The sequence below is a fragment of the Arthrobacter glycogeni genome (assembly GCF_054510815.1).
Genome location: NZ_JBTNDV010000003.1, coordinates 17943 through 41772 on the forward strand (window position 1 = coordinate 17943; position 23830 = coordinate 41772).

The following is a 23830-nucleotide window of genomic DNA, read 5'->3' on the forward strand; positions in this document are numbered from 1 at the left end:
TCAGGACTCGTACTTGTAGCCCAGGCCACGAACGGTAACCAGGTGGCTCGGGTTGGAGGGGTCGGATTCGATTTTTCCGCGGAGACGCTTGACGTGTACGTCGAGGGTTTTGGTGTCCCCCACGTAGTCCGACCCCCACACCCGGTCGATCAGCTGCCCCCGAGTCAGCACCCGGCCGGCGTTGCGCAGGAGCATCTCCAGCAGTTCGAACTCCTTCAGCGGCATGGAGACGGGGTCCCCGTTCACGCTGACCGTATGCCGTTCAATGTCCATCCGGACCGGACCGGACTGGACAGTGCTCGAGATCAGCTCATCAGGTTCGGTCTGGCGTCGCAGGACCGCGCGGATCCGTGCCACCAGCTCCCGTGACGAATAGGGTTTGGTGACGTAGTCGTCGGCGCCAAGCTCCAGGCCAACCACCTTGTCGATCTCCGAGTCCTTTGCAGTCAGCATAATGACTGGGACGCTTGAGCGCTGCCGCAACTGTCGACACACTTCGGTCCCGGACTGACCGGGGAGCTGCAGGTCAAGCAGCACCAGGTCGGCGCCGGCCCGGTCGAATTCCACGATGGCCGCAATTCCATCGTCGACCACCGCAACCTCGAAACCCTCCCTGCCCAGCAGATAGGACAACGGGTCACTGAAGGACTCTTCGTCCTCGACGATCAGAATGCGGGTCAAGCGCTTACTCCTTGTTCGCGGGCGGAAGATCCACCCTGCTTCTCGCCGGCATGACCGGCTGACTTTTCACCGCGTCGGTCGCCTCGCTTGTCACCGGTGACTGCCCGCGTCTCCGAGGGCTCCGCGTCGGCTTCCATCTCCGGCAATCGGACAGTGAAGGTGCTGCCCTGACCATGCTGGGACCAGACGGTCACCTCGCCACCGTGATTGGAGACCACGTGCTTGACGATGCTCAGGCCCAGGCCGGTGCCTCCGGTCTGGCGCGACCGGGCGGCGTCTATGCGGTAGAACCGCTCAAACACGCGCTCCTGCTCTTCGGGGGTGATCCCGATCCCCTGGTCGGTGACCGAAATCTGGGCGAGGCCCTCACGGGACCGCAGGCCCACTCCCACCCGGGTGCCCTCGGGCGAATACCGGATGGCGTTGTCAATCAGGTTGCGGAAGGCCGTCATCAGCAGGTCCGGATCCCCGTAGACAGGTTCGTCGATGCGCCCGCCCACCACAATGTCGATTTGCTTGCTTTCGGCTGGCAACCGGTTCCGGTCGACCGCCTCGGCGATCACCGTGTTAATGTCGACCGGCCGGCCACGCCGCACCACGTCAGCACCCTGCAGTCTGGAGAGTTCGATGATGTCCTGCACCAGTGCCGACAGTCGGGCAGACTCCTTATGCATACGGCGGGCGAACCGACGGACGGCTTCCTCATCCGCAGCGGCGTCGTCGAGCGCTTCGGCGAGAAGTGAAATTGCGCCGACCGGGGTCTTGAGCTCATGTGACACATTCGCCACAAAGTCATTGCGGATTTCCTCGGTGCGGGTGATCTCCGTGCGGTCATCGGCGAGGATCAGGACATACTCTTCCCCCAGCGAAGCAACCCGGGCCAGCACGATGATCGTTCCCTGACCCAGCGGGCCGCGCGGGAGCTCCAACTGCTTCTGCTCGATCACACCATCCCGGCGCACCCTGGCCGTCAGCTCCAGCAGTTCCGCGTGCACCACGGTGTGTCCGCGCACCAGCCCGAAGGCGTACGCGGCCGGACTGGCCCGCACCACCCCGTCGATGGCGTCCACCACCACATAGGCACGGCCGATGATTGACAACACCTCGGCCGCACCCTCGGGCAGGGTTGGCTCCTCAACGAACAGGAGGGAGCGCCGCTGGATTTCGCTCAGCCGGAAGGCAGCCATGCCGAAGGTGCCCAAAGCGACACCCACCAGTCCGGCGATCAGAATGAGAAGAACGGGATCCACATGCCTAGCTTATGCGTACAGCTGGACTGGGGGCGGGTGTTCCGGTGGCATTAGGGATGTGGTTCAACTAACGTTCACCCAAAGGCGCACAACAGTTCATCACCGGCTGAGACTGTGCTGTGTGGGACTGTGCATAGACGTACGCAGTCATCTCTATCGAAAGGATGCCTCCCGTGCGGAAGGTTTTTCAGGCGGAGCTTCACCAGATCGGTGAACAGCTCATTGAAATTGCACAGCTGGTTTCGGAGGCGTTGGACAAAGCCACCACCGCGTTCGAGTCGGCTGACACCGAACTTGCCCAGGACGTGATTGCGGCCGACGCACGCATCGACTTCCTCCAGAACGATCTCGACGAGCGTGCCATCGACATTCTCGCCCTCCAGGGTCCCGTCGCCAGCGATCTGCGGATGATTGTTGGAGCACTGCGGATGAGTGCCTCGCTGGAACGGATGGGTGACCTCGCGCGCCACGTAGCCCAGCTCGCCCGACTGCGGTACCCGGAACATGTGATTCCCGCGGCGATCCGCCCCACGTTCGTTGAGATGGCTGAGTTGGACAAGCTGATCGCCGCGAAGGTGAAGGAGCTCCTCGAGACCCGCAACCTCCAACTGAGCAACGATATCTACGCTCACAACGCGCGGATCAACGAACTTCACGCTGGCGTGTTCAAGGCAATCGCTGCCCCCGAGTGGGATGTTTCAGCGCCCATCACTGTCGATGTGACGCTGGCCAGCCGCTACTTTGAACGCTTCGCCGACCACGGCGTCTCGGTTGCCCGCAAGGTCACCTACCTGGTGACCGGCGAATGGCAGCCCAGCGCACCGCTGAACTAGACCACCAACGACGACGACGGCCGGTCCCCGCGGGGCCGGCCGTCGTCGTGGTGTAACCCGGTCGGGCTAGTGCTTACCCTGGTTGGCGACCGCCTCGATGGCCGCCGTGGCTGCGTCGGCGTCGAGGTAGGTGCCGCCGGCCTTCACGGGGTGCAGGTTTTCGTCGAGTTCGTAGATCAGTGGGATGCCGGTGGGAATGTTCAGTGACGCGATGTCGGCGTCGCTGATCCCGTCCAGGTGCTTCACCAGTGCCCGCAGCGAGTTGCCGTGAGCGGCGATGAGCACCGTTTTGCCCGCCCGGATATCCGGGGCGATGTCGGATTCCCAATACGTCAGGAACCGGTCCAGCACGTCCTTGAGGCACTCGGTGCGGGGCACTGAGTCGCCGAGATCCGCGTACCGGGGGTCGTTCGCCTGGGAGAACTCACTGGAATCCTCGAGGGGCGGCGGCGGGGTGTCGTACGAGCGGCGCCACTCCATGAACTGGGCCTCACCGAACTCCGCGAGGGTTTGCGCCTTATCCTTGCCCTGCAGCGCGCCATAATGACGCTCGTTGAGGCGCCAGTGGCGTTTGACGTCGATCCAGCTGCGGTCAGCCGCCTCGAGTGCGAGGTTGGCGGTGATAATGGCACGCTTCTGCCGCGAGGTGTACACAATGTCGGGGAGCAGCCCGGCCTCGACCAGCAGTTCGCCACCGCGGATCGCTTCGGCACGGCCCTGCTCGGTGAGCGGCACATCAACCCAACCGGTGAACAGGTTCTTCTCATTCCACTCACTCTGGCCGTGGCGGAGCAGGATCACTTTGTAGGAGGTCATGAGATTAGTCTGCCGCATCGGAGCTACTTAGCTCATCTGCTGTGCACCTCTGTTACCGGTGGTCGGTTACCAGGGGCCGTAGGGACCGCTGCCGCCGCGAACTTCCGAGACGGCAGGTTTCACATCGGCCAGGTACACGCAGGCGGCGACGACGGCGACGATCTGCAACAGCCCGAAGAGGCCGGTGGAAGTAACGAGCGCTGTCAGCGCTCCGACGGCGGCAGCGCCACCGGTCATCGCGGTCCAGAAGCCCTTGGTCCGTTTCATTGTCGCCTCGAAGTTCGCGGCGGGCCGCCTCACACAGTCAGCGAGCGCCCAGACCTCAATGCCGAGCGCCACCAACCCGAGCGCCAAGTACAGGAAGTATCTGATCTCATAAGCGATGTCCACGGGTCAAGCCTATCGGGTGGAGTCGCCGTACTGTCGCAGCGGCGCCAGTGCTTGGTCCAGGTCGGCCCAAAGGTCCTCGGGATTCTCGATCCCCACCGAAAGCCGCACCAGCGCCTCCGGGACCGTGACCGGCTCGCCCGACTGACGCCGTCGTCGTTCAATCAGAGATTCGACGCCGCCCAGCGAGGTGGCCGGCAACCAGAGCCGCACGGCCGCGACGAGCGCTTCGGCTGCCGCCACGTCCGCCAGCTCGATGCTGATGATGGAGCCGAAGCCGTTGAGCTGGTCGGCAGCGCGCTGGTGGCCGGGGTCGTCGGGGAGGCCTGGGAACCGGACCCGGGTCAGTGCCGGGTGGGACTGGAGTCTGTGGGCCAGGTAGCTCGCTGTTGCCTGCGACCGTTCCACCCGCAGGGCGAGGGTGCGCAGGCCCCTGAGCGCCAGCCACACCTCGAACGGTCCGGCGATGGCACCATGCAGGGTGCGGTGTCTGTGGAGGTTCGCGTTGAGCTCGGCATCGGAAGTGACCAGCGCGCCGAGCACGACGTCGGAATGCCCTGCAAGATATTTGGTCACTGAGTGGAGCACCACATCGGCGCCGAATTCCAGGGGCCGGCACACCAGCGGCGTGTTGAAGGTGTTGTCGACGACGACCGTCACCCCGGCGGCCTTCGCGGCGCCGATGATCGCTCGCAGATCGGCTACCTCAAGCATCGGGTTGGTGGGGCTTTCCAGCCACAGCAGGTCGGCACCCGACAGGTGGCCGAGGACCTGGTCGGTGTCGGCGACATCGACGGTCTGTAACGTGAATCTGCCGCGAGAGGCCTCGTCGGCGGCGAGGCTCAGCGAACCCGCGTAGGCATGGCGGGGCATCACGACTACGCCTCCGGCCGGCACCAGCGACAGTGCAGCCGCAGCAGCGCCGAGCCCGGAGCTGAACACCAAGGCCGGGAGCGCCGCGCCCTCCAGCTTCCCGAGCGCCTCCTCGAACGGGTCCCAGGTGGGGTTGGACATGCGCCCGTAGATCCGGTCCCCCGCCACCGGATCTACCGCCTCGTAGAACGTCGACGACAACACGATCGGCGGATTCACTGGCGCGTCGTGTTCCCGCGGGGGGCGGCCCGCGGCAACCACGATCGTGTCCGGGGCGAGCTGGTGGGCGTGGTCGTCGGCGTGGTGGGTCATGGATTCAGCGTATCTGTGATCGGGGTGGGACTCACCCGGGATCGTTGTGTCGGTGATCCTCGATAGGCTGGGCACGTGAGTACACCATCCCCGCGCCGGACGTCCGGACTGTTCATTGCCTTCGAGGGCGGCGACGGCGCCGGCAAGTCGACCCAGGCGGGTCTGCTCACTACCGCGCTGCAGGACCGCGGCCGCGAGGTGCTGCGGACCCGTGAACCCGGCGGCACAGTCATCGGGGAGAAGCTGCGCTCGCTGGTACTCGACCACGGCCAGGGCGCCATCGACCCCCGGACCGAGGCCCTCATTTTTGCCGCGTCTCGGGCGGCCCACGTCCATCAGGCGATCCTGCCCGCCCTTCAGCGTGGCGTCGTCGTCGTCTGCGACAGGTATATCGACTCCTCGGTGGCCTACCAGGGTGCCGGTCGCGGGCTGGGAACCGACAGCGTCCTGGAGGTTAACCTGTGGGCGGTCGAGGGGCTGCGCCCCGATCTGACGGTGCTGCTCGACGTCGAGCCGCTTGAGGGGCGCGGGCGGCGCATCCGGAACGGCGCCGAAGACCGGCTGGAATCGGAACCGGATACCTTTCATTCGCTGATCCGCGGCGCGTTCCTCGACCGGGCGGCGACGGACCCGGCGCAGTACCTGGTGCTGCCGGCACGGACACCAGTCGACGAGCTGGCCGACGCCATCCTCGCAGCAGTCGAGGGGCACCTGGCGTGAGCGTCTGGACCTTCCTGATGGGCCAGGAGCAGGTGGTCGAGCAGTTGCGACGCGCCGCGTCGGCGGACCAGCCGAACCATGCGTGGCTGTTCACCGGACCGCCGGGATCAGGGCGGTCCAATGCGGCGCGGGCGTTCGCGGCGGCACTCGTGTGCGACAGGGAGCAGTTGGCTGAGCGTGGCTGCGGGGAGTGCCGAGCCTGCCGGACGGCGCTGGCCGGCTCTCACGCGGACATCACCAACGTCACCACCGAAAAGGTGACCATCAGCATCGACGAGGCGCGTGAACTCGTCCGCAAAGCTCAGGACAAGCCGTCGACCGGCCGCTGGCGGGTCATCATCGTCGAAGACGCTGACCGGATGCAGGAGCGCAGCACCAATGTGCTGCTCAAGGCCATCGAGGAGCCGCCGCCCCGGACCATCTGGTTGCTGTGCGCACCTAGCCCCGGCGACGTCCTGGTGACGATCAGATCCCGGTGCCGGTCCGTCAACCTGCGTTTGCCGCCGGTGAAGGATGTCGCTGACCTGCTGGTCCGCCGCGACGGCATCGACCCGGCAACAGCCGAGGCCGCCGCACGGGCGGCGCAAAGCCACATTGGGGTTGCCAAACGGTTGGCCACCGACGACGGCGCCCGCGACCGCAGGAACCAGATCGTCAGGCTGCCGCTGGATCTGAAGACCGTCTCCGGCGCCATGAAAGCAGCCGCGGATTTGGTCAAGCTTGCTGAAGCCGAGGCCCAGAGTTCATTCGAGCAGCGTGATGCCCAGGAAAAGTCAGCCCTGCTGGCAACACTCGGCGCCCCGGAAAGTGGCACCCTACCGCCAGCCATCCGGGGACAGGTCAAACGGCTGGAAGACGACCAGACCCGCCGCGCCAAACGGTCGAAGAACGACTACTTTGACCGTGCCTTGACAGACCTCACCTCATTTTACCGGGACGTGCTGATGCTGCAGGTTTCCAGCGGTCGGGACCTTGTGAACGAGCCCCTGCGGCCCGAGCTGGAGGCGTTCGCCCGGCGGGGGACCCCCGAGGGGACACTGGTGCGGATCGAGGCCATCAACAAAGTGCGGGACCGGATCGTTAACACCAACGTTGCCCCGTTGCTCGCCATCGAGGCGATGGCCGTCAGCCTCCTCCCCGAAAAGGACTACACCACGTGAGACGTATCCTCCCCAGCCGGCTGGCGTCGGCCGCCGTCGTCCTCTCCGGTGCACTGGTGCTGTCCGGGTGCCAGATGCTCTCCCCCGGGTCCGGGGACGGCCCGGACACGGGTGTGGAATCCGCGGCCCCCAACGTGGTCGGCGAGGTTCCCGCCGACCTTGAAGACTTCTACACGCAGGACGTGGCCTGGGAACTGTGCGAGGAGAGCTTCGCGTGCGCCACCGTGGAGGTTCCGCTGGATTACGCCGACCCCTCGCACGAATCAATCGACATTGCGCTCATCCGCAGCGATGCGACCGGCGAATCCCAGGGCTCGGTGCTGGTCAATCCGGGCGGGCCGGGCGGCTCGGGAGTCAACATCGTCAGGGATGCGCTCACCTTTGTGACCAGCGACCGGCTGCGCGAGGCGTACGACGTCGTCGGCTTCGACCCCCGCGGGGTAGGAAGGTCCTCGGCGGTGGACTGCCAGACCGACGAGGAGCGCGAAGCGGACCGGCTGGAGTATCTGGAGCCTGGGATTTCCGACGCCGAAGCGCTCGAGACGCTCACCCGTGAGGCCGAAGAGTTCGCCGCCCAGTGCGCCGAGCGCACCGGTGAATTGCTGGGTTTTGTGGACACGGACAGCGCGGCCCGGGACCTGGACATCGTGCGGGCGGCCGTCGGGGATCAGCAGCTGAACTATCTCGGCTTCTCCTACGGCACGGCCCTGGGTGCGGCCTACGCCGGGCTCTTCCCCGCCAACACTGGCCGACTGGTCCTCGATGGCGCGGTGGATCCGTCGTTGAGCAGTGAGGAGATCACGCTGGGTCAGGCCCGCGGCTTTGAGGCGGCGCTGCGCACCTATGTGGCTGACTGCCAGCTGGCCGCCGACTGCCCGCTTCCCGCCGGAGTTGAGGAAGGGGTGGCAGCGATCCAGGATCTGTTCCTCTCGGTCGAGGAAAGCCCGATGACCGCCTCCGATGGCAGGCTGGTCACCATCAGCACCTTCTTCACCGGGTTCATCCTGCCGCTCTACGACAACGACAACTGGACCCTGTTGACCGGAGCTATCGATGAGGCATTACAGGGAAACCCATCGGCGATGCTGCAGTTGGCGGACCTGGCCGCTGAGCGCGAGCCCGACGGCAGCTACGCCACCAACAGCGCCGAGGCGTTCACAGCAATCAACTGCCTCGACTACCCGATGACCGGCGACCCCGCGCAACTGGAGGCCGACGCCGCCGACCTCGCCGAAGCGTCGCCCACTTTCGGACCCTACCTCGCCTACGGCGGAGTGACCTGCGACGCGTGGGAGTTCGAACCGGTGCTGGAGCCCGCCCCGGCGTCGGCCCCCAATGCTGCGCCGATGCTGGTGATCGGCACCACCGGGGACCCCGCGACCCCCTATGACTGGTCCTTGGCCCTGGCTGACCAGCTGGAGACCGCTGTCCACGTCACCTGGGACGGCGAGGGGCATACCGCCTACGGGCGGGCCGGGTCCTGCATCGGGGACCTCGTGGATGCGTACTTCGTCGACGGCACCGTCCCCGAAGACGGCGTCAGCTGCGACTAGTGCCGTCGCGTGGGGCGCTTTTGACCTGCACACGGCAGCTCTTATAGAGTTGATCCTTGTGGATTGGGCCGCGCTGACGCGTGTCCCGTGAAGCTTCAGCCTCCTTAGCTCAGTCGGTAGAGCGTCTCACTCGTAATGAGAAGGTCGCCAGTTCGACTCTGGCAGGAGGCTCCACGGTGAAGGCCGCTACCAGGACGAGCTGAGAGCTTGCGGTGACCGTCATATCGGGAAGAGTCTGGACCCATACCCCACTGACCGCGATTATCGCCGGAACTCCAGTCTGAGGATTTCCCGATCATGGTGCACACATGTTCAGGATGCTTGCTCGAAGCAAGCAGGTTTCCTACCCTTAGGGGATCAGCGTGCAATCAGCCCTGACATCGATCAGAACCTGAACGAACACAAAGGAGTCTTCGTGAAGAAATTTACGAGCGTTTCAGTGGCGCTTTCCCTGTCGCTGACCATTGGAGTGGTGGGGGCGGGAACGATGCCGGCTCAAGCCAAGGACGGCGATGGCTCAGGCAAAGGGAATCATGCTGCGCCCTTACCCGCTGGCGAGCGAGTCACACCGATACCGGACGTAACGCAGCTGTCCACAACCGAGGAGTCGTATCCCTTTGGGGCAGCGGATCACCAACTCGTCCCGGAAGACTTGTCGAAGCAAGGCTATGTGGAAGAAGAGTATCTCGCGAGCGGCAACGCCAACGTCTATTCCTGGCCGGCTCCGGGACCTGCCGTTGTCCGCACCGAGGACGCCCCGTACACAACCCGGGTTCTCGTCCGGAAGCCCGCTGACGGCAAACATTTCAGCGGCAACGTCGTCGTTGAAATGCTCAACCCGTCAAATCTGTTCGATCTGAACATCGGGTGGGCGGTAGCCCACGAGCAAATCGTGAACAACGGGGACGCCTGGGTGGGAATCACCGCCAAACCTATCTCCATCGATGCTCTCAAGAATTTCGATGCCGGACGCTACAGTTCCTTGTCCTTCGCTAATCCTCTTCCACTGGATGACCCTCGAAACTGCACCACGGTAGCTGCGGATAGTTCGAGAACAACCGAAAACGGCTTGATCTGGGACATTTACAGCCAGGTGGGCGCATGGTTGAAAAGTGATGCCTCCTCGAACCCCTTGACCTACGGGAACGAATATGGTCTCGTCGAAAAAGCCTACGGACTTGGCTACTCGCAGACCGGCGGCTATCTGGCGAACTACATTAATGGGGTGCAGCCCCACGTCATTGAGACGGACGGGGCCCCGATCTATGACGGATACATTGTTGGCGTGGCCGGTGGCGCCTTCGCCGGCGCCTACCCCATGAACCAGTGCGAAAGCGCGCCCGGGGCGAATGACCCGCGCCGTCAGTTTCAAAACGTCGGCGTTCCAATCATCCGGATGATGTCCCAGTCCGACTACCTTCGGGGCATCGGCTCACGTCGGCCAGACAGCGACGCGCCGGGCGACCGCTACAGGCACTACGAGATGGCAGGGGCCGGGCACGCCACACCGGATGAACTGTTTTTCTCTGCATCTTCCGAGGACATCGTGGCCGCAGGGCGAACGGTCCCCCCGATGAATTGCAACGAGGGGCCACGCAGCCGCTTCCCGAGTTCCATTTTCTTCAACGCGGCCTTACAGAACCTTGATCTATGGGTGCGGGAGGACATTGCTCCGCCGCGGGCAGCACCGATCCTGGTAAAGGACGGCGCACCTGTCCTTGATGAATTTGGCAACGTGCAAGGTGGGTTGCGCTCCCCCTTCCTTGATGTGCCGACGAGCACGTGGTTCGGCACCGCGACGGGAGCTTCCTTCTGCTTCATTGCAGGATACGAACGCCCGTTCAACCAAGCAACCATTGACAATCTGTACCCAAATCATGGGTCCTATGTGAAAGCGGTCAAGGAGAATGTCATGGGATTGGCGGATCAGCGCTTCCTGACTGACGAGGACGCCCGGTCACTCCGCAAGGACGCCGCCAAGGCAGACATTCCCTAACCCGGAGCAGAATCCGGGTGGTTGTTGCTGTTGCGTGTAGTTCATGGGACGACACGCAGCAGTAACAACCTGGGAGGTCTTGGAGCGCTAGGTAAGTTTGGGCGTCGCAGCCGGCGCAGGGATCCCCAGTAAGGCTTTGATCCGCGCCTCGGCCTCGGGATCGGGTTGGGCGGCAGCGAGGTTGGCTTCTGCGACGGCGCGCAGCGCTTCTTCCCGTTGGATCTTCACGCCGCGCGGCGCATCAATGCCGATCCTGATGCCTTCGCCACGGGAATCGAGCACGGTGACAACAATGTCGTCCCCGATCAGGATCTGTTCCCCAATTTTGCGTGTAAGCACCAGCACCCGCTTACTCTATCCCAGCCATCGGGTGTCCTTCGGGACCGGGCACCGGTCCGGCGCTCGCAGCCACAGTCTTCACAGCACCGGCGAGGTGGCCCGCCGCCCGTCCACCCAGCCCACCGGGATGCCCAGCAGGTTCACGCTCTCCGGCGACGACGTCGCTGCCGCCCCGACCACCGCCACTGCGGTGACGGGCAACTCCCGCGTCATCTCGGCCACCCACACGGCCGTGTCCATCGGCTTGCGTCCCACGTCGACCACAATCCAGATCTGATCGGCGCCGAGCCCGGCAATCGTCGCAACGCTTCCGGCCCAGTCAGCGCCCGGGCGTGCACCATCCAGCCCGACGGCCGCGAACACCGGGAAGCCGCCCGCAACGCCGCTGCCGCCAGCCGCCACCCGCGGTGCCCTCGCGGAGGCGGCCACGTTCTACGACGACTTCGCCACGTCCCTGGCGGCGAGAGTGAACGCGATTCACTCGCAGGGTGCCACCACCAGCGGCACCACCGGACTCGACTTCTTCGCCATCGGCGGCGACCCAGCCGCGCGCAACCTGACTGTGGTCCCGGTCGACGAGTCGGGGATTGCCGCTGGCACTCCCGGCGGCGGGGGGCTCAATGGCGCCAACGCCGACGCCATCTCCCAGCTCGGCGCGGCAGCGGATTCCCCCGATGTCAGCTGGGCGGGATTTGTGACTCAACTCGGTCTCGAAACGAAGGCCGCGCTGCAAACGGCTGTCCTCGCCGACCTGGCGGCGTCGGCGTCCACTGGTCGCCAACTGTCCAACGCGTCCGTGGACATGGACGAGGAGAACCTCAATCTCCTCGCCTACCAACACGCTTACCAGGGGGCGGCACGGGTTATCGCCGCGATCGACGAGATGCTCGACACCCTGATCAACCGCACTGGCGTAGTGGGAAGGTAATCCAAATGATCACCCGTGTCACCAACCAGACCATGATGCAGAGCGATCAGCGCAATCTGCAGACCAACCTCGCACGGCTGGCCGAACTGCAGGACCAGGCCTCGGGGCGGAAGGCGTTCACCAGGGCGTCGGACGATCCGGCCGCGGCTGCGGAGTCGCTGCGTGTTCGGGCGGAATTGCGCGCCGTCGACCAGTATAGCCGGAACATTGCCGACGGCGACGGGTGGCTGACGGCCAGTATAGCCGGAACATTGCCGACGGCGACGGGTGGCTGACCGCCGTTGACGCCTCCCTGAGCGCTGCGAGCGCCACCCTCGACAAGGTTCGCGACCTCACGGTGCAGGGCGGCAATGGGTCCCTGTCGGCATCGGGCCGCGAGGCACTGGCCATTGAGATAGCAGCGCTGCGGGATCAGTTGCTGACGCAGGCCAACACCAAGTACCAGGGCCGCACCATTTACGCGGGCAACTCGGATACCGGGGTGGCGTTCACCGATGCACTGGACCACACCGGTGGCAGCCCGGTGGAGCGACGGATCGACGCCTTGGTGACGGTGCGTGTGGACATGGATGGCGCGGCGGTCTTCGGCACCGGGGACGCCTCCGTGTTCAAGCTGCTCGATACCATTGAAGCCGACCTGCGGTCGGGCGCGGAGGTGACCCGCAACCTTGGGGCGTTGGACACGACGCTCGCGGCGGTCCGCACACATCGTGCCGAAGCTGGCACCCGTCACGCCCAGATCCTGCAATCCCAGGAGGTCAACGTGGATAAGTCAGTATCGCTCGAAACGCAGCGTTCCCGAGTGGAAGATGTCGACCTGGCGGCGGTCATCCTTGAGATGAAGCTGCAGGTGGTCACCTACCAATCGGGGCTCGCGGTGACGGCGCGCGTGCTCCAGCCCACCCTCATGGATTTCCTGCGGTGAGCCCGGCACTGACATTCACTACTCCCCGGCCTGGACTCGACCCGCTTGTTGACTTTTCGCTGGATGAGATCGACGGCGCCGATGGGCTGTATGCGCTGCAGGCCAGCGGGACCGCATCATTGCGGCTGTTCGTGCTCGACGCCGCCGTGTACCTGCCGAGCTATCACCCGGCCGTCTCGTCGTCGCACGTTAATGCGCTGGACCTGCCGGAAGCTGATCCTCTTACTCTTCTGGTGGTCGCGAACCCCGGGCGAAAATGGCACTACGGTAACCCTGTTGGCACCGATTCTGGTCAACCCGGCAACGGGGCGATGCACCCAGGTCATCCCTGAGCGGGGCGAGTGGCCCGTTCGGGCAGAACTGGCCGACTACGCCCAACATCAAGCCGGCGTCGCCACGCCAGGTAGGTCCAACGGCCTCACCTTCTGAAACCGGGGCCGTCCCGGTGAGCAATCCGGACAGACCGCGTTAACCTGGACATCGGCGAGGGAAATTCAATTTCCCCCACCGATGTCCAGATTGATCACCGGGGCGCGCCCGGCTAGCGCTTTTGGCGGTTAGGCGAAGTCGGCAGTCGCCGGATCCGCACCAATACGCCCGTCGGCACCCTTATCGAGTGCGTTGATCGCGTCAATGTCACTGCTGTCGAGGGTCACGTCGAGGGCGTCCCAGTTCTCGACGATCCGAGACTCAGTGACTGACTTCGGGATCACCACGTTGCCGACGGCGAGGTGCCAGGCGAGGACGACCTGCGCCGGGGTGGCATCGTGCTTGGACGCGATCTCCACGAGGGCTGGATCCTCGAGAAGACCCTTGCCTGAGCCAAGCGGTGACCAGGACTCGTGCAGAATGCCCTTCTTCTGATGGAACGCCTTCAGCTCAGCCTGGTTGAAGAACGGGTGTGTCTCCACCTGATTGATCACTGGGACAACACCGGTGGCGTCGATGACCTCCTGGAGCGCCTCAACAGTGAAGTTTGAAACCCCGATGGACGTCACCCGACCCTGCTTCTGCAGCTCGATCAGAGCCTTCCAGGTGTTAAGATACTTGCCCTGCTTGGGCTGCAACCAGTGGATCAGGTACAGGTCGAGCTTCTCCAGACCCAGCTTCTCCATCGAGGTATCGAAGGCCTTCAGGGTACTTTCGTATCCCTGATCGGCGTTCCACAGCTTCGTGGTGATGAAAAGCTCGCTGCGGTCGAGACCGGAAGCAGCGATGGCGCGGCCTACACCCGCTTCATTCTGATAGGCAGCCGCAGTGTCAATGTGGCGGTAACCGGCCTTGAAAGCGCGCCCGACGACGTCCTCCGCTGTCGCGTCGTCAACCTGCCACACTCCGTAGCCCAGCTGGGGAATGGTGGCGCCGTCATGGAACGTAAGATTCGGTGAGGTAGTCATAAATGCCTTTCGCCGTGTTCACTAAATGCGATGTCGTTAAGTGAACTGCCACAAACGCCGAATTATTTCATCGATTCACTTTTCATCGGCGAAAATGACTAGGTGGACGCCAACTGGCGCTCGGCCTCGGCGATATCCTCTTCCACCAGTTCGGCCCGCCGCCGCACATTTTCCAGGCCGGCGGACGCCAGTCCCCACCGTTCGCCGTCGAGCCGTGCCATCGCGGCGGCTTCCGCGGTCGTCGCGAGAGAGTTGCCCGCTCTCGACAGAGCTCGGTGCACTGGGGTGAGGGCGCCGGGGATCTCCATCCCCGTACTCGGCGATAACGCCTGCGCAGCCACACAAATCACGCGAACGCGCTCCAGCAGTGGCCTCAGTTCGTTGGCGAGGACCGCAAGCTGGTTGTAGACGTCATCGTCGCTCACGCCTTCCAGGATCTGATGATAGCGGTCCAGCCCACGCCGGAAACGGTCGTGTGCCCGCCGCCAGACGCCGGTGCCCAGCTCCGCGTCGTCCTTGCGCCCTTGGCGGGCCGCAGTGAAAAATCCCATCGTGGCTAGACGCCAGGGACGTCGGCCAGCACGTCAACCCGTGGGGGATGGTCAGGGGGAGTGGCGTCCGGGTAACCAGGACCCCGATATTCACTCATGGGATTATCGTCTCACGGTAGACGCGTCCGGCGGCCCGGGTAGTCCCCCAGCGGGTCACCCGGGTCGCCGCCTACCAGCGACACCGGCTACTCGCCGATGCGTTCCATGGGCAGCTGCTCCGCCGGGGACACCTGTTGCTCACGGCGGTCGAGTTCTTCGGTGAGCTCTTCGAGACGTCCCTCGGTTTCCGGATCGGGCATACCGTACCGCACATACTCGAAGTCAAGCTCGCGATGGATCCTACTGTTGAGAAGTTCAACCTCAGTACTTTCCAGCTGTGTCAGGTCTTCCGGGAACGGCTGATCAGGAGAATGCCGTGTGGTGTTGCTCATGGGGTCCTTCCAGAATGGCTTGGATCGAGGAGATGCTGGGAGTACAACAAGGGGAGCCTGGCGAGGCACCAGCTTTCCGGGGCAGGGCCATGTCTACCGGCACGTAGTTGCCGAAACGCGGGGCGCGCGATGAATGAACGCGGTGCGGACGAGTGTTGGTGTTGTAGCCGGAGCCCAGAGGGGCAATCCGCGCAGCGTGGGCCATCAAAATCCTGCTCTAAAGGAGAAGTTCCCGCGGCCGTCTGCTCAACCTGACTACGACTATATCTCATCCGGACCCTCTCGCGCCGTCCACCCATCAGGTAGGTCAACCACATTTGGCGCTCACACCGATTACAGTTGAATCCTTCAGGGACAAGGGCGATAGCGACGCCCGGAAGCGGAGGATGATATGTCAGAAACCCGGCGGGTCGAATCGCATGTTCATAACGTTTTGCTGGACATGGTGATGGACAGCGATGATGTGAGCACGTTTCTGACCGGACTAACCCAACTGGCGGCGACCACTCTCACCTCACAGGCCGCCGGCGAGGTGCTTTGTGGTCTTACCCTGCTCCGCCCCCGCACCATGGGAACGGTCGCCAGCAGTAGCGAGCTGGCCCGCAAGACTGATGAGATCCAGTACGCCTTCGATGACGGTCCGTGTCTGCGGGCGGCTCGCGAGAACGTCACGATTCATGTGCAGAATATTCCCGCCGACACAAGATTTCCCGAGTACCGAGACGCCGTCGCCGAACACGGCATCCGCTCAGCGCTCGGAATTCCGGTTCCGTTGGGCGGCGAAGCGCGAGCCGGGCTCGATTTCTATTCGACGGTTTCCCACGCGTTCGACGACGGCGCTGTGGCCGCAGCAGAGGCTTTTGCCCTCGAAGCTTCCAAGTCGCTGCGGTTAGCGGTCCGGATGGCCCAGCTCAGCGACGCCAGCAAGCATCTGGAGGCTGCCATGCAGTCCCGCACCGTGATTGACCTCGCTGCGGGAATCATCATGGCTCAGAACCGGTGTTCCCAGGATGAGGCAGTGGAGATCTTGAAGGCGGCATCCAGTGCCCGCAACATCAAACTGCGCGACGTCGCCAGCGCCGTGGTCGCCTCGGCAAACCAGGCACCCACCACCACGCACTTCGACAAATAGCCCGTCATTAAACACAAATGCCCACTAGCTGGTCCTGTTCGCTGAGCATAAACGTTGATGCTCAGCGAACAACCCCTGGTAGTGGGCACTCATGTCTGGTAGGCCGGGCTTAGCAGCAGCGGCCCTCCGGATTGGCTTCCTGCCGGTCGGTTTTGTCCCGCCAGAACGCCTTTTCGGTCATCGGAGGTTCCGCGTTGTGGGTAGCCGCGTGGTGGTCGAGGTAGGACTGGTAGGCATTCTCACCCATCACTCCCTTGAACAACCACACGGCCTGCCGGGCCCGCTCCAGAACACTCATCAGTGACCGGTCCGTGCCGGCAACTTTTCAGCAGGAAGTGCTGCCCACTGCTTCTCCAGGTCTTTCTCGGCAGGGGTGGCAAGCATCCCGGACGGTGCGTAGATCCGTGAAGGAACTGCCTTGTCCTCGGTGTTTGGCCCACCTCCGTTGCGGTATGCCTTGACCGAGGCGACGATCGCCGTCGTGATCACGATCAGTGCGAGCGTGACGAACACGATCGACAGCACGCCCTGGATGAAGGTGTTGCGGACTACAGCTTCCATCGCGGCCACTGACTGCGCGGCACCGAAACTTTCTTCGCCGGCTGCAAGCGCGTTGCGGAACGCGAAGTGGTTCGCCCAGTAACCTACGGAGGGCACCGGCGAGAAGATCTTCAGGAACGACGCCGAGATGGTTACCACCGCTGCGAAGGCCAACGGGAGCGCCGGGATCCAGAGGAACTTGAAAGCTCCCTTCCGGGCGCAGATTGCCATACACACGGCGAGCGCGATCGCCGCCAGCAGTTGGTTGGCGATACCGAAGAGCGGGAACAGTGTGTTGATTCCGCCCAACGGGTCAGTGACCCCCATGATCAGGATCGCCCCCCAGCCGGCCACCATGATGGCCGTGCAAATCCAGGCTCCGGTCCGCCAGGAGGTGTCGCGGAACTTGGGGATGAAGTTACCAATGCTGTCCTGCAGCATGAACCGGGCAACCCGGGTTCCGGCGTCGACGGCGGTGAGGATGAACAGGGCCTCAAACATGATGGCGAAGTGGTACCAGAACGCCATCATGCCAGAGCCGCCGATGAAGGACTGCATAATTTGAGCGATACCGACGGCCAGCGTCGGTGCGCCACCCGTGCGGGACACAATGGATTCCTCGCCCACGTTGTTGGCCAGCTGACTCAATACCTCGGGGGTGAGGTTTACCCCTGCCAGTCCCAGTCCGTTGACGAAGGCGACGGCACCCTCGATGGTTCCGCCGGTGGCAGCCATCGAGGAGTTCATCGCAAAGTAGATGCCACGGTCGATCGACAGGGCGGCGACGAGAGCCATGATCGCGACGAAGGATTCCATCAGCATGCCGCCGTACCCGATGAAGCGGGTCTGGCGTTCCTTCTGGATCATTTTCGGGGTGGTCCCGGAGGCGATCAACGCGTGAAAGCCGGAGAGCGCGCCGCAGGCGATGGTGACAAACAGGAAGGGGAAGAGCGTACCTGGGACAACCGGTCCGTCGGAGCGGCTGGCGAATTCACTGACCGCGGGGACGCTGATTTCAGGGCGGGTGATGATGATGGCGACCGCCAGCATCACGATGGTGCCGATCTTCATGAAGGTTGAGAGGTAGTCGCGGGGAGCGAGCAGGAGCCAGACCGGGAGCACAGCGGCGATGAAACCGTAGATGATGATGCCCCAGGCGATGGCCACGCGGTCGAGGCCGAAGATGGCGACGCCCCACTCGGTTTCGCCGATCCAGCCGCCGGCGATGATTGCAGCCATCAGCAGCACAAAGCCGATGACCGACACTTCGGTGACCTTGCCCGGGCGGATGAACCGGAGGTAGACACCCATGAAGAGCGCAATGGGGATGGTCATCGCAACGGAGAAGACGCCCCAGGGGCTTTCGCCGAGGGCGTTGACAACCACCAGCGCGAGGATGGCGACAATGATGATCATGATGGCGAGAGTCGCGATCAGGGCAGCGGTGCCGCCAATCAGTCCGAGCTCTTCGCGGGCCATCTGCCCAAGGGAGCGACCTCCGCGGCGCATCGAGAAAAACATAACCAGGTAGTCCTGGACGGCGCCGGCGGCGATGACGCCAAAGATGATCCACAGTGTTCCCGGGAGGTAGCCCATCTGGGCTGCGAGGACCGGGCCGACGAGCGGGCCGGCGCCAGCGATGGCGGCGAAGTGGTGTCCGTAGAGCACCCTGCGGTCTGTCGCCGCGTAGTCCTTGCCGTCCGCCTTGTACTCGGCAGGGGTTGCCCGGCGATCGTCGGGCTTGAGGAGGTTGCGCTCGATGAACTTCGAGTAGAACCGGTAGGCGATGAAGTATGTGCATACTGCGGCGAAGACAAACCAGATGGCGTTGACAGTTTCGCCCCGCACTATCGCCAGCATGGTCCAGCTGAACCCGCCGAGGAGGGCGATCCCTACCCAGAGGGCAATCTTGGCTGGGGTCCAACGGCCGTCCTCGGCCTCGGCTAGTGCCGGGTCGAGGGCCGTGGGTGGAAGATCAGGATCCTGCACCAGGACGTCAGCGTCCTCGTGGTCACCGTCGACCGGGTGATGCCCCACGCGTCCGGGACTATTATGCTGCTCACTCATGGTGCTCCCTTAGATTTGAGTGTCTGAACCTGCCGAAGTTAGCAATGTGATGGCCGTTACGCCATAGTGTAGCCACCGACGACGCCGACCAGTCGGCAGGCGGGTGCTATTTTGCGCCCAAGGGCGGTGTGCACGCCAAGAATCCCCATGACTCGGCCCCGTCAATGGGATTGTCCGGACTATCCCCTTGACGGACGCCGGCCAGTGGGAGCAGAGGGCGGTAGAGGAAGTTATTGAATGAGTGCCCTTCGCGTCATCGGCAGCCTTGCCCTGGTAAACAACCACGCCGTGACCGTCCCGAGGATCGGAACCAGAACCAGGATCGCGCCCAGTTGCGGCCACGGCACGACCAGCTCGTACAACCGTGCTATCGTCAACGGGATTGTCTAGACCATCCCGTTGCCGGACGCCGATCAGTGGGAGGGATTGACCGTGAGGAGGATCTTCCCGGTGTGCTCGCCGGAGTCGAAGTAGCGGTGCGCTGCCGCCGCGTCCTCGAGCGGGAAGGTCCGGTCCACCAAAGCCTTCACCGCCCCCGATGCGACCAGCGGCCAAACGTCGTCCCGGACCGCCGCCATGATGGCGGACTTCTCAGCCACCGGGCGGCCGCGCAGCGTGGTGCCGGCCACCGACGCGCGTTTGGTCATCAGCGCGCCGAGATTCAGTTCTGCCTTCGCGCCACCCTGCAACCCGATGACCACCAGGCGCCCCCCGACGGCGAGCGCAGCCACGTTCTGCGCCAGGTACTTGGCCCCGACGACGTCAAGAATCACGTCCACGCCCATGCCCGACGTCGCGGCGGTCACCTCGGCGACGAAATCCTGCTCCCGATAATTGATGCATGCGACGGCGCCGAGGCTCCGGGCAACCTCAAGCTTCGCCGCGGAACCTGCAGTGACGATCGGGACGGCCCCAAGTGCCAGGGCCAACTGGATGGCCATGGTGCCAATACCGCCTGAACCGCCGTGAATGAGCACCCGTTCCCCCGGCTGAAGACGCGCGGAGAGGAAAAGATTCGAATAAACGGTTGCGGCCACCTCCGGCAACGCGGCAGCAGTGACAAGGTCAACTCCCGTTGGTGCGGGAAGGACCTGACCCGCCGGCACCGCCACCTGTTCCGCATAGCCTCCGCCCGAAAGGAGCGCCACCACTTCATCGCCCACGGCAAGACCTGACTCGCCAGGGTCGGCTATCCGCCCCGAGACTTCCAATCCCGGGTACTCGGAGGCACCCGCCGGCGGAGGGTAGTTTCCCTCACGCTGCTGCACATCGGCACGGTTCAGCCCGGCCGCGACGACGTCGATCAGCACCTCCCCCTGCACCCGCACCGGTGCTGCCACCTGCGACACCGCGAGCACGTCCGGCCCACCTGGTCGGGTGATGACTACTGCTTTCACAAGGTCCTCCGCTGGGATGGTTTTTGGTTGAACTGGAAGCTACGTGAAACACTACTCACTTGGGAAGGTTGTCCGAGCGGCCGATGGAGCTGGTCTTGAAAACCAGTGTGCGGTAACCCCGTACCAAGAGTTCGAATCTCTTACCTTCCGCTCGTCATAGAAAAGTTGGCCCCGGTAGTTACCGGGGCCAACTTTTTGTTTACCGTAAACTCCTGGCCCCTTCACTTTACGTAATCTCTCGTTCACTATTGTCTGATTGGCTCAATACCGACCCAAAAGTTATCTGGCTCACAATTACCAGGATCTTGGGCCATAACCGTCTGTTGCTTTACCCTTCGGGCGGTCTCACTCGCGGCTGACAGCAGCCAAAAGCCAAGGAGAACTAGCGGATGAAACATTCGTCATGGAAGGGCGGGCTTGGCGCCGTGATCACAGTGGGGCTACTCGCTTCACCAATCGCTGCGCTACCTGCCTTTGCGGCGCCGAACGGTGTTGTCATCAATGAGGCCTACGTCAACGGGGGAAGCGCGAACGCCCCGTATCTGAACAAGTTTGTCGAACTCCACAACACCACCGATCAGCCGGTCGACGTCAACGGTTGGTCGCTCCAGTACCGTGCAGCCGGCAGTTCCAATGCGCCGACTGGAGTGTCAACACTCACTGGAACCATTCCGGCAAACGGCCACTATCTTGTTGGCGGCTCCAGCAATGCTGACAACGGAGTTGCGCTTCCCGGCACGGATGCCACTATCGGCGCCAGTTTCGCTGGCGGCGGCGGCACGCTCATTCTCTCGAACGAGGCCACAGCAATCGATCCGCTGGCCACCGGTTCGATTGTCGACAACCCGGCCGTGGAGGATCTGCTGGGGTATGGATCCTCAAACACATTCGAGACCGCTGTCGCGACCAAACCGGCCAGCAACGCCGATCCCCGCTCCTTGAACCGCACCGACTTCGTCGACACCGACGACAACTCCGCCGACTTCACCCTCAGCGAGGCTGTGACTCCGACCAACGCCGACGGCGAAACCGGCAGCGTTGAGCTAGAACCGGACCCCGACCCCCCGGTTGCTGGCGCAGTAGTCCCAATCGCTGAAATCCAGGGCACCGGAGACGCCTCCCCACTCGCAGGAGACACCGTCACAACCCGGGGTGTAGTCACCGCTGCCTACCCCACCGGCGGCATTGACGGCTACGTCATCCAGACCGAAGGCACTGGCCTTTCAACGTCGGAAGCGCGCACCGCCTCCGACGGCATCTTCATCTACTCCCCGGGGACCATCGCCGACATCGCAATCGGTGACCATGTCGAGGTCACCGGTCAGGTCGGAGAAAACTTCGGCGTCACCCAGATTGAAGTGGTAGCCGGCGCCGCCACGGTGCTCACAGAGCCAGCCGAGGAAGTCAAGTCCCTCATCACGCGGTGGCCCGCCACCGAGGCAGGGCGTGAAGTTCTAGAGAGCATGCTCGTCCGACCAACCGGCGACTTCACCGTCTCTGACAACTATGACCTCAACCGGTACGGCGAGATCGACCTGGCCTTCGGCACCGAAGCCCTGGTCCAGCCCACCGAAATTGCTCCCCCTGGCACTGAGGAGAACGCCGATGTACAGGCCGACAACAAAGCACGCGGGGTTACCCTCGACGACGGCGCCACGGTGGACTTCGTCCAGAACACCGACCAGGCCCTGCCGTACCTGACCCTTGAGGATCCGGTCCGGGTCAACGGATCAGCAACCTTCACCTCCGATGTCATCGTTGACTTTGACTTCGGCGTGTGGCGCTTCCAACCGCTCACTCACCTGACGGCAGCGAATGCCGCCGAAGTGCAACCAGTCACCTTCGCTGGCGAGCGACCAGCCACCCCCATTGATGTGGGCGGTGACATCAAGATCGCCTCGTTCAACGTCCTGAACTACTTCAGCACCACCGGCGATGAGCTGACCGGTTGCACGTATTTCAACGACCGCGCGGGCAACCTCATCACGGTCCGGGGTGGCTGCGACGCTCGTGGTGCTGCCAACACCGACAGCTTTGAGCGGCAGGAAGCCAAGATTGTCGACGCGCTGACCAACCTCGACGCCGACATGGTCTCGCTTGAAGAAATCGAGAACTCGGCGGCGTTCGGCAAGGACCGCGACGAGGCCCTCGCCACCCTGACCGCCGCGCTGAACGAAGTCGAGCCGGGCGTCTGGGACTTTGTCCCTTCCCCCGCCGAAATTCCTGCCAATGAGGACGTGATCCGCAACGCCTTCATCTACAAGACCGCTGCGGTCGAGACAGTGGGCGACTCGGTCATCCTCGACGACGACGTCGCGTTCTCCAACGCCCGCAGGCCGCTGGCCCAGGCCTTCCAGGCCGCAGACGGGGACGAGTCAACGAAATTCCTCGCCATTGTGAACCACTTCAAGTCGAAGGGCTCCGGCTCCGGGGAGAACGCAGACCAGGGCGACGGGCAAGGGGCGTCAAACCCCGACCGCGTCGAGCAGGCAACCGCTCTTGTCGACTTCGCCGACACCATGCAGAGCGAAGCAGGTACCGAGAAGGTTTTCCTGACCGGTGACTTCAACTCCTATACGGCCGAAGACCCCATGCAGGTGTTCTACGAGGCCGGGTACACCAACCAGGGCGTCGAGACAGGTAAATACTCCTACGTCTTTCGTGGACAGTCCGGGTCGCTCGACCACATCCTCGCCTCCCCCGAAGCCGCCGCCACTGTGACCGGCGTCGACATCTGGAACATTAACGCCGTCGAATCACTGGCCTTTGAATACAGCCGGTTCAACTACACGCCGGTGAACTACTACACAGCCGACCAATACCGTGCCAGCGATCACGACCCGGTGATCGTCGGTCTGGATCTGGACGAGGCCATTGAGTTCAGTGACATCGCTGGTAACGAACACCAGGACCACATCGAGTGGATGGCCGGGAACGGCCTCTCCACCGGTTGGCTGGAAGCCGACGGCACCCGGACGTACCGTCCACTAGCGAACATCAACCGCGACGCGATGGCCGCGTTCCTCTACCGCCTCGCCGGAGAACCAGACTTCGAACTACCGGACGAGTCACCCTTCAGCGACATCGCGTTCCCCGCCGATGAAGCAGACCGGATCGAGCACTTCGACGCGATCATGTGGATGCATCAAACCGGTCTATCAACTGGCTGGCCCGAAGCCGACGGCACCCGAACCTTCCGCCCAGTCACCCCGGTGAACAGGGACGCGATGGCAGCCTTCATGATGCGCCTCGCCACAGAGGTCTGCCTCAACGCGGATGCGGTGAGCTTCGTAAACCCGAACGGTGGACCCTTCACAGATGTGCCTGAGGGCATGATGTTCGAGAAGGAAATCTCCTGGCTGAAGGACACCGGCATCTCCGAAGGCTGGGGCGATGGCACCTACCGTCCCGTCACCCCCGTGGCCCGCGACGCGATGGCAGCCTTCGTCAACCGGTTCGACGACGAAATCGGAACCTGCGGCAGGTATGCAGAAGGTCTCTAGTCCAACCTAGGAAGACCGACGGCGGGCGCCTTCGGGGGT

The 23830-nt window shown here is 63.7% G+C and carries 25 protein-coding genes and 2 tRNA genes; 14 read left to right on the forward strand and 13 right to left on the reverse strand.

Translation table 11 applies throughout. The features are described 5' to 3' along the window. A complete protein-coding gene (locus ACX80G_RS03890; RefSeq protein WP_459305749.1) occupies positions 1–681 on the reverse strand; it encodes a response regulator in 681 nt (226 codons plus the stop codon). Beyond that, on the reverse strand, positions 678–1931 hold the full coding sequence (locus tag ACX80G_RS03895; protein WP_459305751.1) for a sensor histidine kinase: 1254 nt from the start codon (positions 1929–1931) through the stop codon (positions 678–680). Before ACX80G_RS03895 ends, ACX80G_RS03890 begins: the two co-directional genes overlap by 4 nt. A 173-nt stretch (positions 1932–2104) precedes the next feature. Between ACX80G_RS03895 and phoU the strand changes: the two genes are divergently transcribed. Next, positions 2105–2764 (forward strand): phosphate signaling complex protein PhoU, encoded by a 660-nt coding sequence (gene phoU, locus ACX80G_RS03900; protein ID WP_459305752.1) that lies wholly within the window; start codon positions 2105–2107, stop codon positions 2762–2764. Positions 2765–2830: 66 nt separating this feature from the next. On the opposite strand, the gene ACX80G_RS03905 is transcribed toward phoU, so the two are convergent. From ACX80G_RS03905 to ACX80G_RS03915, 3 genes are all read right to left on the reverse strand, one after another. After that, a complete protein-coding gene (locus ACX80G_RS03905) occupies positions 2831–3580 on the reverse strand; it encodes a phosphoglyceromutase (protein ID WP_459305754.1) in 750 nt (249 codons plus the stop codon). Between the two features lie 66 nt (positions 3581–3646). Continuing rightward, entirely contained in the window at positions 3647–3970 is a 324-nt protein-coding gene (locus ACX80G_RS03910) for a DUF2516 family protein (RefSeq protein WP_459305755.1), read from the reverse strand. A gap of 9 nt (positions 3971–3979) precedes the next feature. Further along, on the reverse strand, positions 3980–5152 hold the full coding sequence (locus ACX80G_RS03915) for a trans-sulfuration enzyme family protein (protein ID WP_459305757.1): 1173 nt from the start codon (positions 5150–5152) through the stop codon (positions 3980–3982). A gap of 75 nt (positions 5153–5227) precedes the next feature. Between ACX80G_RS03915 and tmk the strand changes: the two genes are divergently transcribed. The 5 genes from tmk to ACX80G_RS03940 all read left to right on the forward strand — a co-directional run bounded on the left by tmk (position 5228) and on the right by ACX80G_RS03940 (position 10581). Continuing rightward, positions 5228–5872, forward strand: a complete 645-nt coding sequence (tmk, locus tag ACX80G_RS03920) for a dTMP kinase (protein ID WP_459305759.1) — start codon at positions 5228–5230, stop codon at positions 5870–5872. Then, positions 5869–7032, forward strand: a complete 1164-nt coding sequence (locus ACX80G_RS03925; protein WP_459305761.1) for a DNA polymerase III subunit delta' — start codon at positions 5869–5871, stop codon at positions 7030–7032. Before tmk ends, ACX80G_RS03925 begins: the two co-directional genes overlap by 4 nt. After that, a complete protein-coding gene (locus ACX80G_RS03930) occupies positions 7029–8585 on the forward strand; it encodes an alpha/beta hydrolase (protein ID WP_459305763.1) in 1557 nt (518 codons plus the stop codon). Before ACX80G_RS03925 ends, ACX80G_RS03930 begins: the two co-directional genes overlap by 4 nt. Positions 8586–8683: 98 nt before the next feature. Further along, a tRNA-Thr gene (locus ACX80G_RS03935) sits at positions 8684–8759 on the forward strand. 241 nt (positions 8760–9000) lie between these two features. After that, complete coding sequence (locus ACX80G_RS03940) at positions 9001–10581, forward strand: alpha/beta hydrolase domain-containing protein (protein WP_459305764.1); 1581 nt, start codon at positions 9001–9003, stop codon at positions 10579–10581. Positions 10582–10668: 87 nt separating this feature from the next. Here the strand turns inward: ACX80G_RS03940 and ACX80G_RS03945 are convergent, their stop codons facing one another. Next, complete coding sequence (locus tag ACX80G_RS03945) at positions 10669–10926, reverse strand: carbon storage regulator (RefSeq protein ID WP_459305765.1); 258 nt, start codon at positions 10924–10926, stop codon at positions 10669–10671. 72 nt (positions 10927–10998) lie between these two features. Beyond that, complete coding sequence (locus ACX80G_RS03950) at positions 10999–11349, reverse strand: hypothetical protein (RefSeq protein ID WP_459305766.1); 351 nt, start codon at positions 11347–11349, stop codon at positions 10999–11001. A gap of 37 nt (positions 11350–11386) precedes the next feature. Between ACX80G_RS03950 and ACX80G_RS03955 the strand changes: the two genes are divergently transcribed. From ACX80G_RS03955 to fliW, 4 genes are read left to right on the forward strand one after another with little or no spacing between them, the layout of a single operon-like run. After that, positions 11387–11848: a flagellar basal body rod C-terminal domain-containing protein gene (locus ACX80G_RS03955; protein WP_459305768.1), complete on the forward strand. Its 462-nt coding sequence runs from the start codon at positions 11387–11389 to the stop codon at positions 11846–11848. 5 nt (positions 11849–11853) lie between these two features. Beyond that, complete coding sequence (locus ACX80G_RS03960) at positions 11854–12123, forward strand: flagellin N-terminal helical domain-containing protein (RefSeq protein WP_459305770.1); 270 nt, start codon at positions 11854–11856, stop codon at positions 12121–12123. Next, positions 12072–12773 carry a flagellin N-terminal helical domain-containing protein gene (locus ACX80G_RS03965; protein ID WP_459305772.1) on the forward strand — a complete coding sequence of 234 codons (702 nt, stop codon included), beginning with the start codon at positions 12072–12074 and terminating at the stop codon, positions 12771–12773. Before ACX80G_RS03960 ends, ACX80G_RS03965 begins: the two co-directional genes overlap by 52 nt. Continuing rightward, a complete protein-coding gene (fliW, locus tag ACX80G_RS03970; RefSeq protein WP_459305774.1) occupies positions 12770–13105 on the forward strand; it encodes a flagellar assembly protein FliW in 336 nt (111 codons plus the stop codon). Before ACX80G_RS03965 ends, fliW begins: the two co-directional genes overlap by 4 nt. A gap of 225 nt (positions 13106–13330) precedes the next feature. Here fliW and ACX80G_RS03975 read toward each other — a convergent pair whose 3' ends face one another. The 3 genes from ACX80G_RS03975 to ACX80G_RS03985 form a co-directional block, all read right to left on the reverse strand. Then, on the reverse strand, positions 13331–14170 hold the full coding sequence (locus ACX80G_RS03975) for an aldo/keto reductase (RefSeq protein ID WP_459305776.1): 840 nt from the start codon (positions 14168–14170) through the stop codon (positions 13331–13333). Between the two features lie 98 nt (positions 14171–14268). Next, positions 14269–14721, reverse strand: coding sequence for a hypothetical protein (locus tag ACX80G_RS03980; RefSeq protein WP_459305777.1), 453 nt, complete (start codon positions 14719–14721; stop codon positions 14269–14271). Positions 14722–14906: 185 nt separating this feature from the next. Beyond that, positions 14907–15152 carry a hypothetical protein gene (locus ACX80G_RS03985; RefSeq protein ID WP_459305779.1) on the reverse strand — a complete coding sequence of 82 codons (246 nt, stop codon included), beginning with the start codon at positions 15150–15152 and terminating at the stop codon, positions 14907–14909. A gap of 391 nt (positions 15153–15543) precedes the next feature. Between ACX80G_RS03985 and ACX80G_RS03990 the strand changes: the two genes are divergently transcribed. Further along, a complete protein-coding gene (locus tag ACX80G_RS03990) occupies positions 15544–16284 on the forward strand; it encodes a GAF and ANTAR domain-containing protein (RefSeq protein WP_459305781.1) in 741 nt (246 codons plus the stop codon). A gap of 109 nt (positions 16285–16393) precedes the next feature. Here ACX80G_RS03990 and ACX80G_RS03995 read toward each other — a convergent pair whose 3' ends face one another. Then, complete coding sequence (locus ACX80G_RS03995; RefSeq protein ID WP_459305783.1) at positions 16394–16582, reverse strand: YbdD/YjiX family protein; 189 nt, start codon at positions 16580–16582, stop codon at positions 16394–16396. Next, positions 16582–18891: a carbon starvation CstA family protein gene (locus ACX80G_RS04000; RefSeq protein ID WP_459305785.1), complete on the reverse strand. Its 2310-nt coding sequence runs from the start codon at positions 18889–18891 to the stop codon at positions 16582–16584. Before ACX80G_RS04000 ends, ACX80G_RS03995 begins: the two co-directional genes overlap by 1 nt. Before the next feature lie 237 nt (positions 18892–19128). On the opposite strand from ACX80G_RS04000, the gene ACX80G_RS04005 reads away from it, so the two are divergent. Then, a complete protein-coding gene (locus tag ACX80G_RS04005; RefSeq protein WP_459305787.1) occupies positions 19129–19281 on the forward strand; it encodes a hypothetical protein in 153 nt (50 codons plus the stop codon). A 23-nt stretch (positions 19282–19304) separates the two neighbouring features. Here ACX80G_RS04005 and ACX80G_RS04010 read toward each other — a convergent pair whose 3' ends face one another. Continuing rightward, the gene (locus ACX80G_RS04010) at positions 19305–20288 is read right to left on the reverse strand and encodes an NAD(P)H-quinone oxidoreductase (RefSeq protein WP_459305788.1); all 984 of its coding nucleotides are present in this window, start codon (positions 20286–20288) and stop codon (positions 19305–19307) included. Between the two features lie 62 nt (positions 20289–20350). On the opposite strand from ACX80G_RS04010, the gene ACX80G_RS04015 reads away from it, so the two are divergent. Together ACX80G_RS04015 and ACX80G_RS04020 are read left to right on the forward strand one after the other, a co-directional pair. Continuing rightward, a tRNA-Ser gene (locus tag ACX80G_RS04015) sits at positions 20351–20438 on the forward strand. A 239-nt stretch (positions 20439–20677) separates the two neighbouring features. Next, positions 20678–23791, forward strand: coding sequence for an ExeM/NucH family extracellular endonuclease (locus tag ACX80G_RS04020; protein ID WP_459305790.1), 3114 nt, complete (start codon positions 20678–20680; stop codon positions 23789–23791). The last annotated feature ends 39 nt before the right edge of the window (positions 23792–23830 follow it).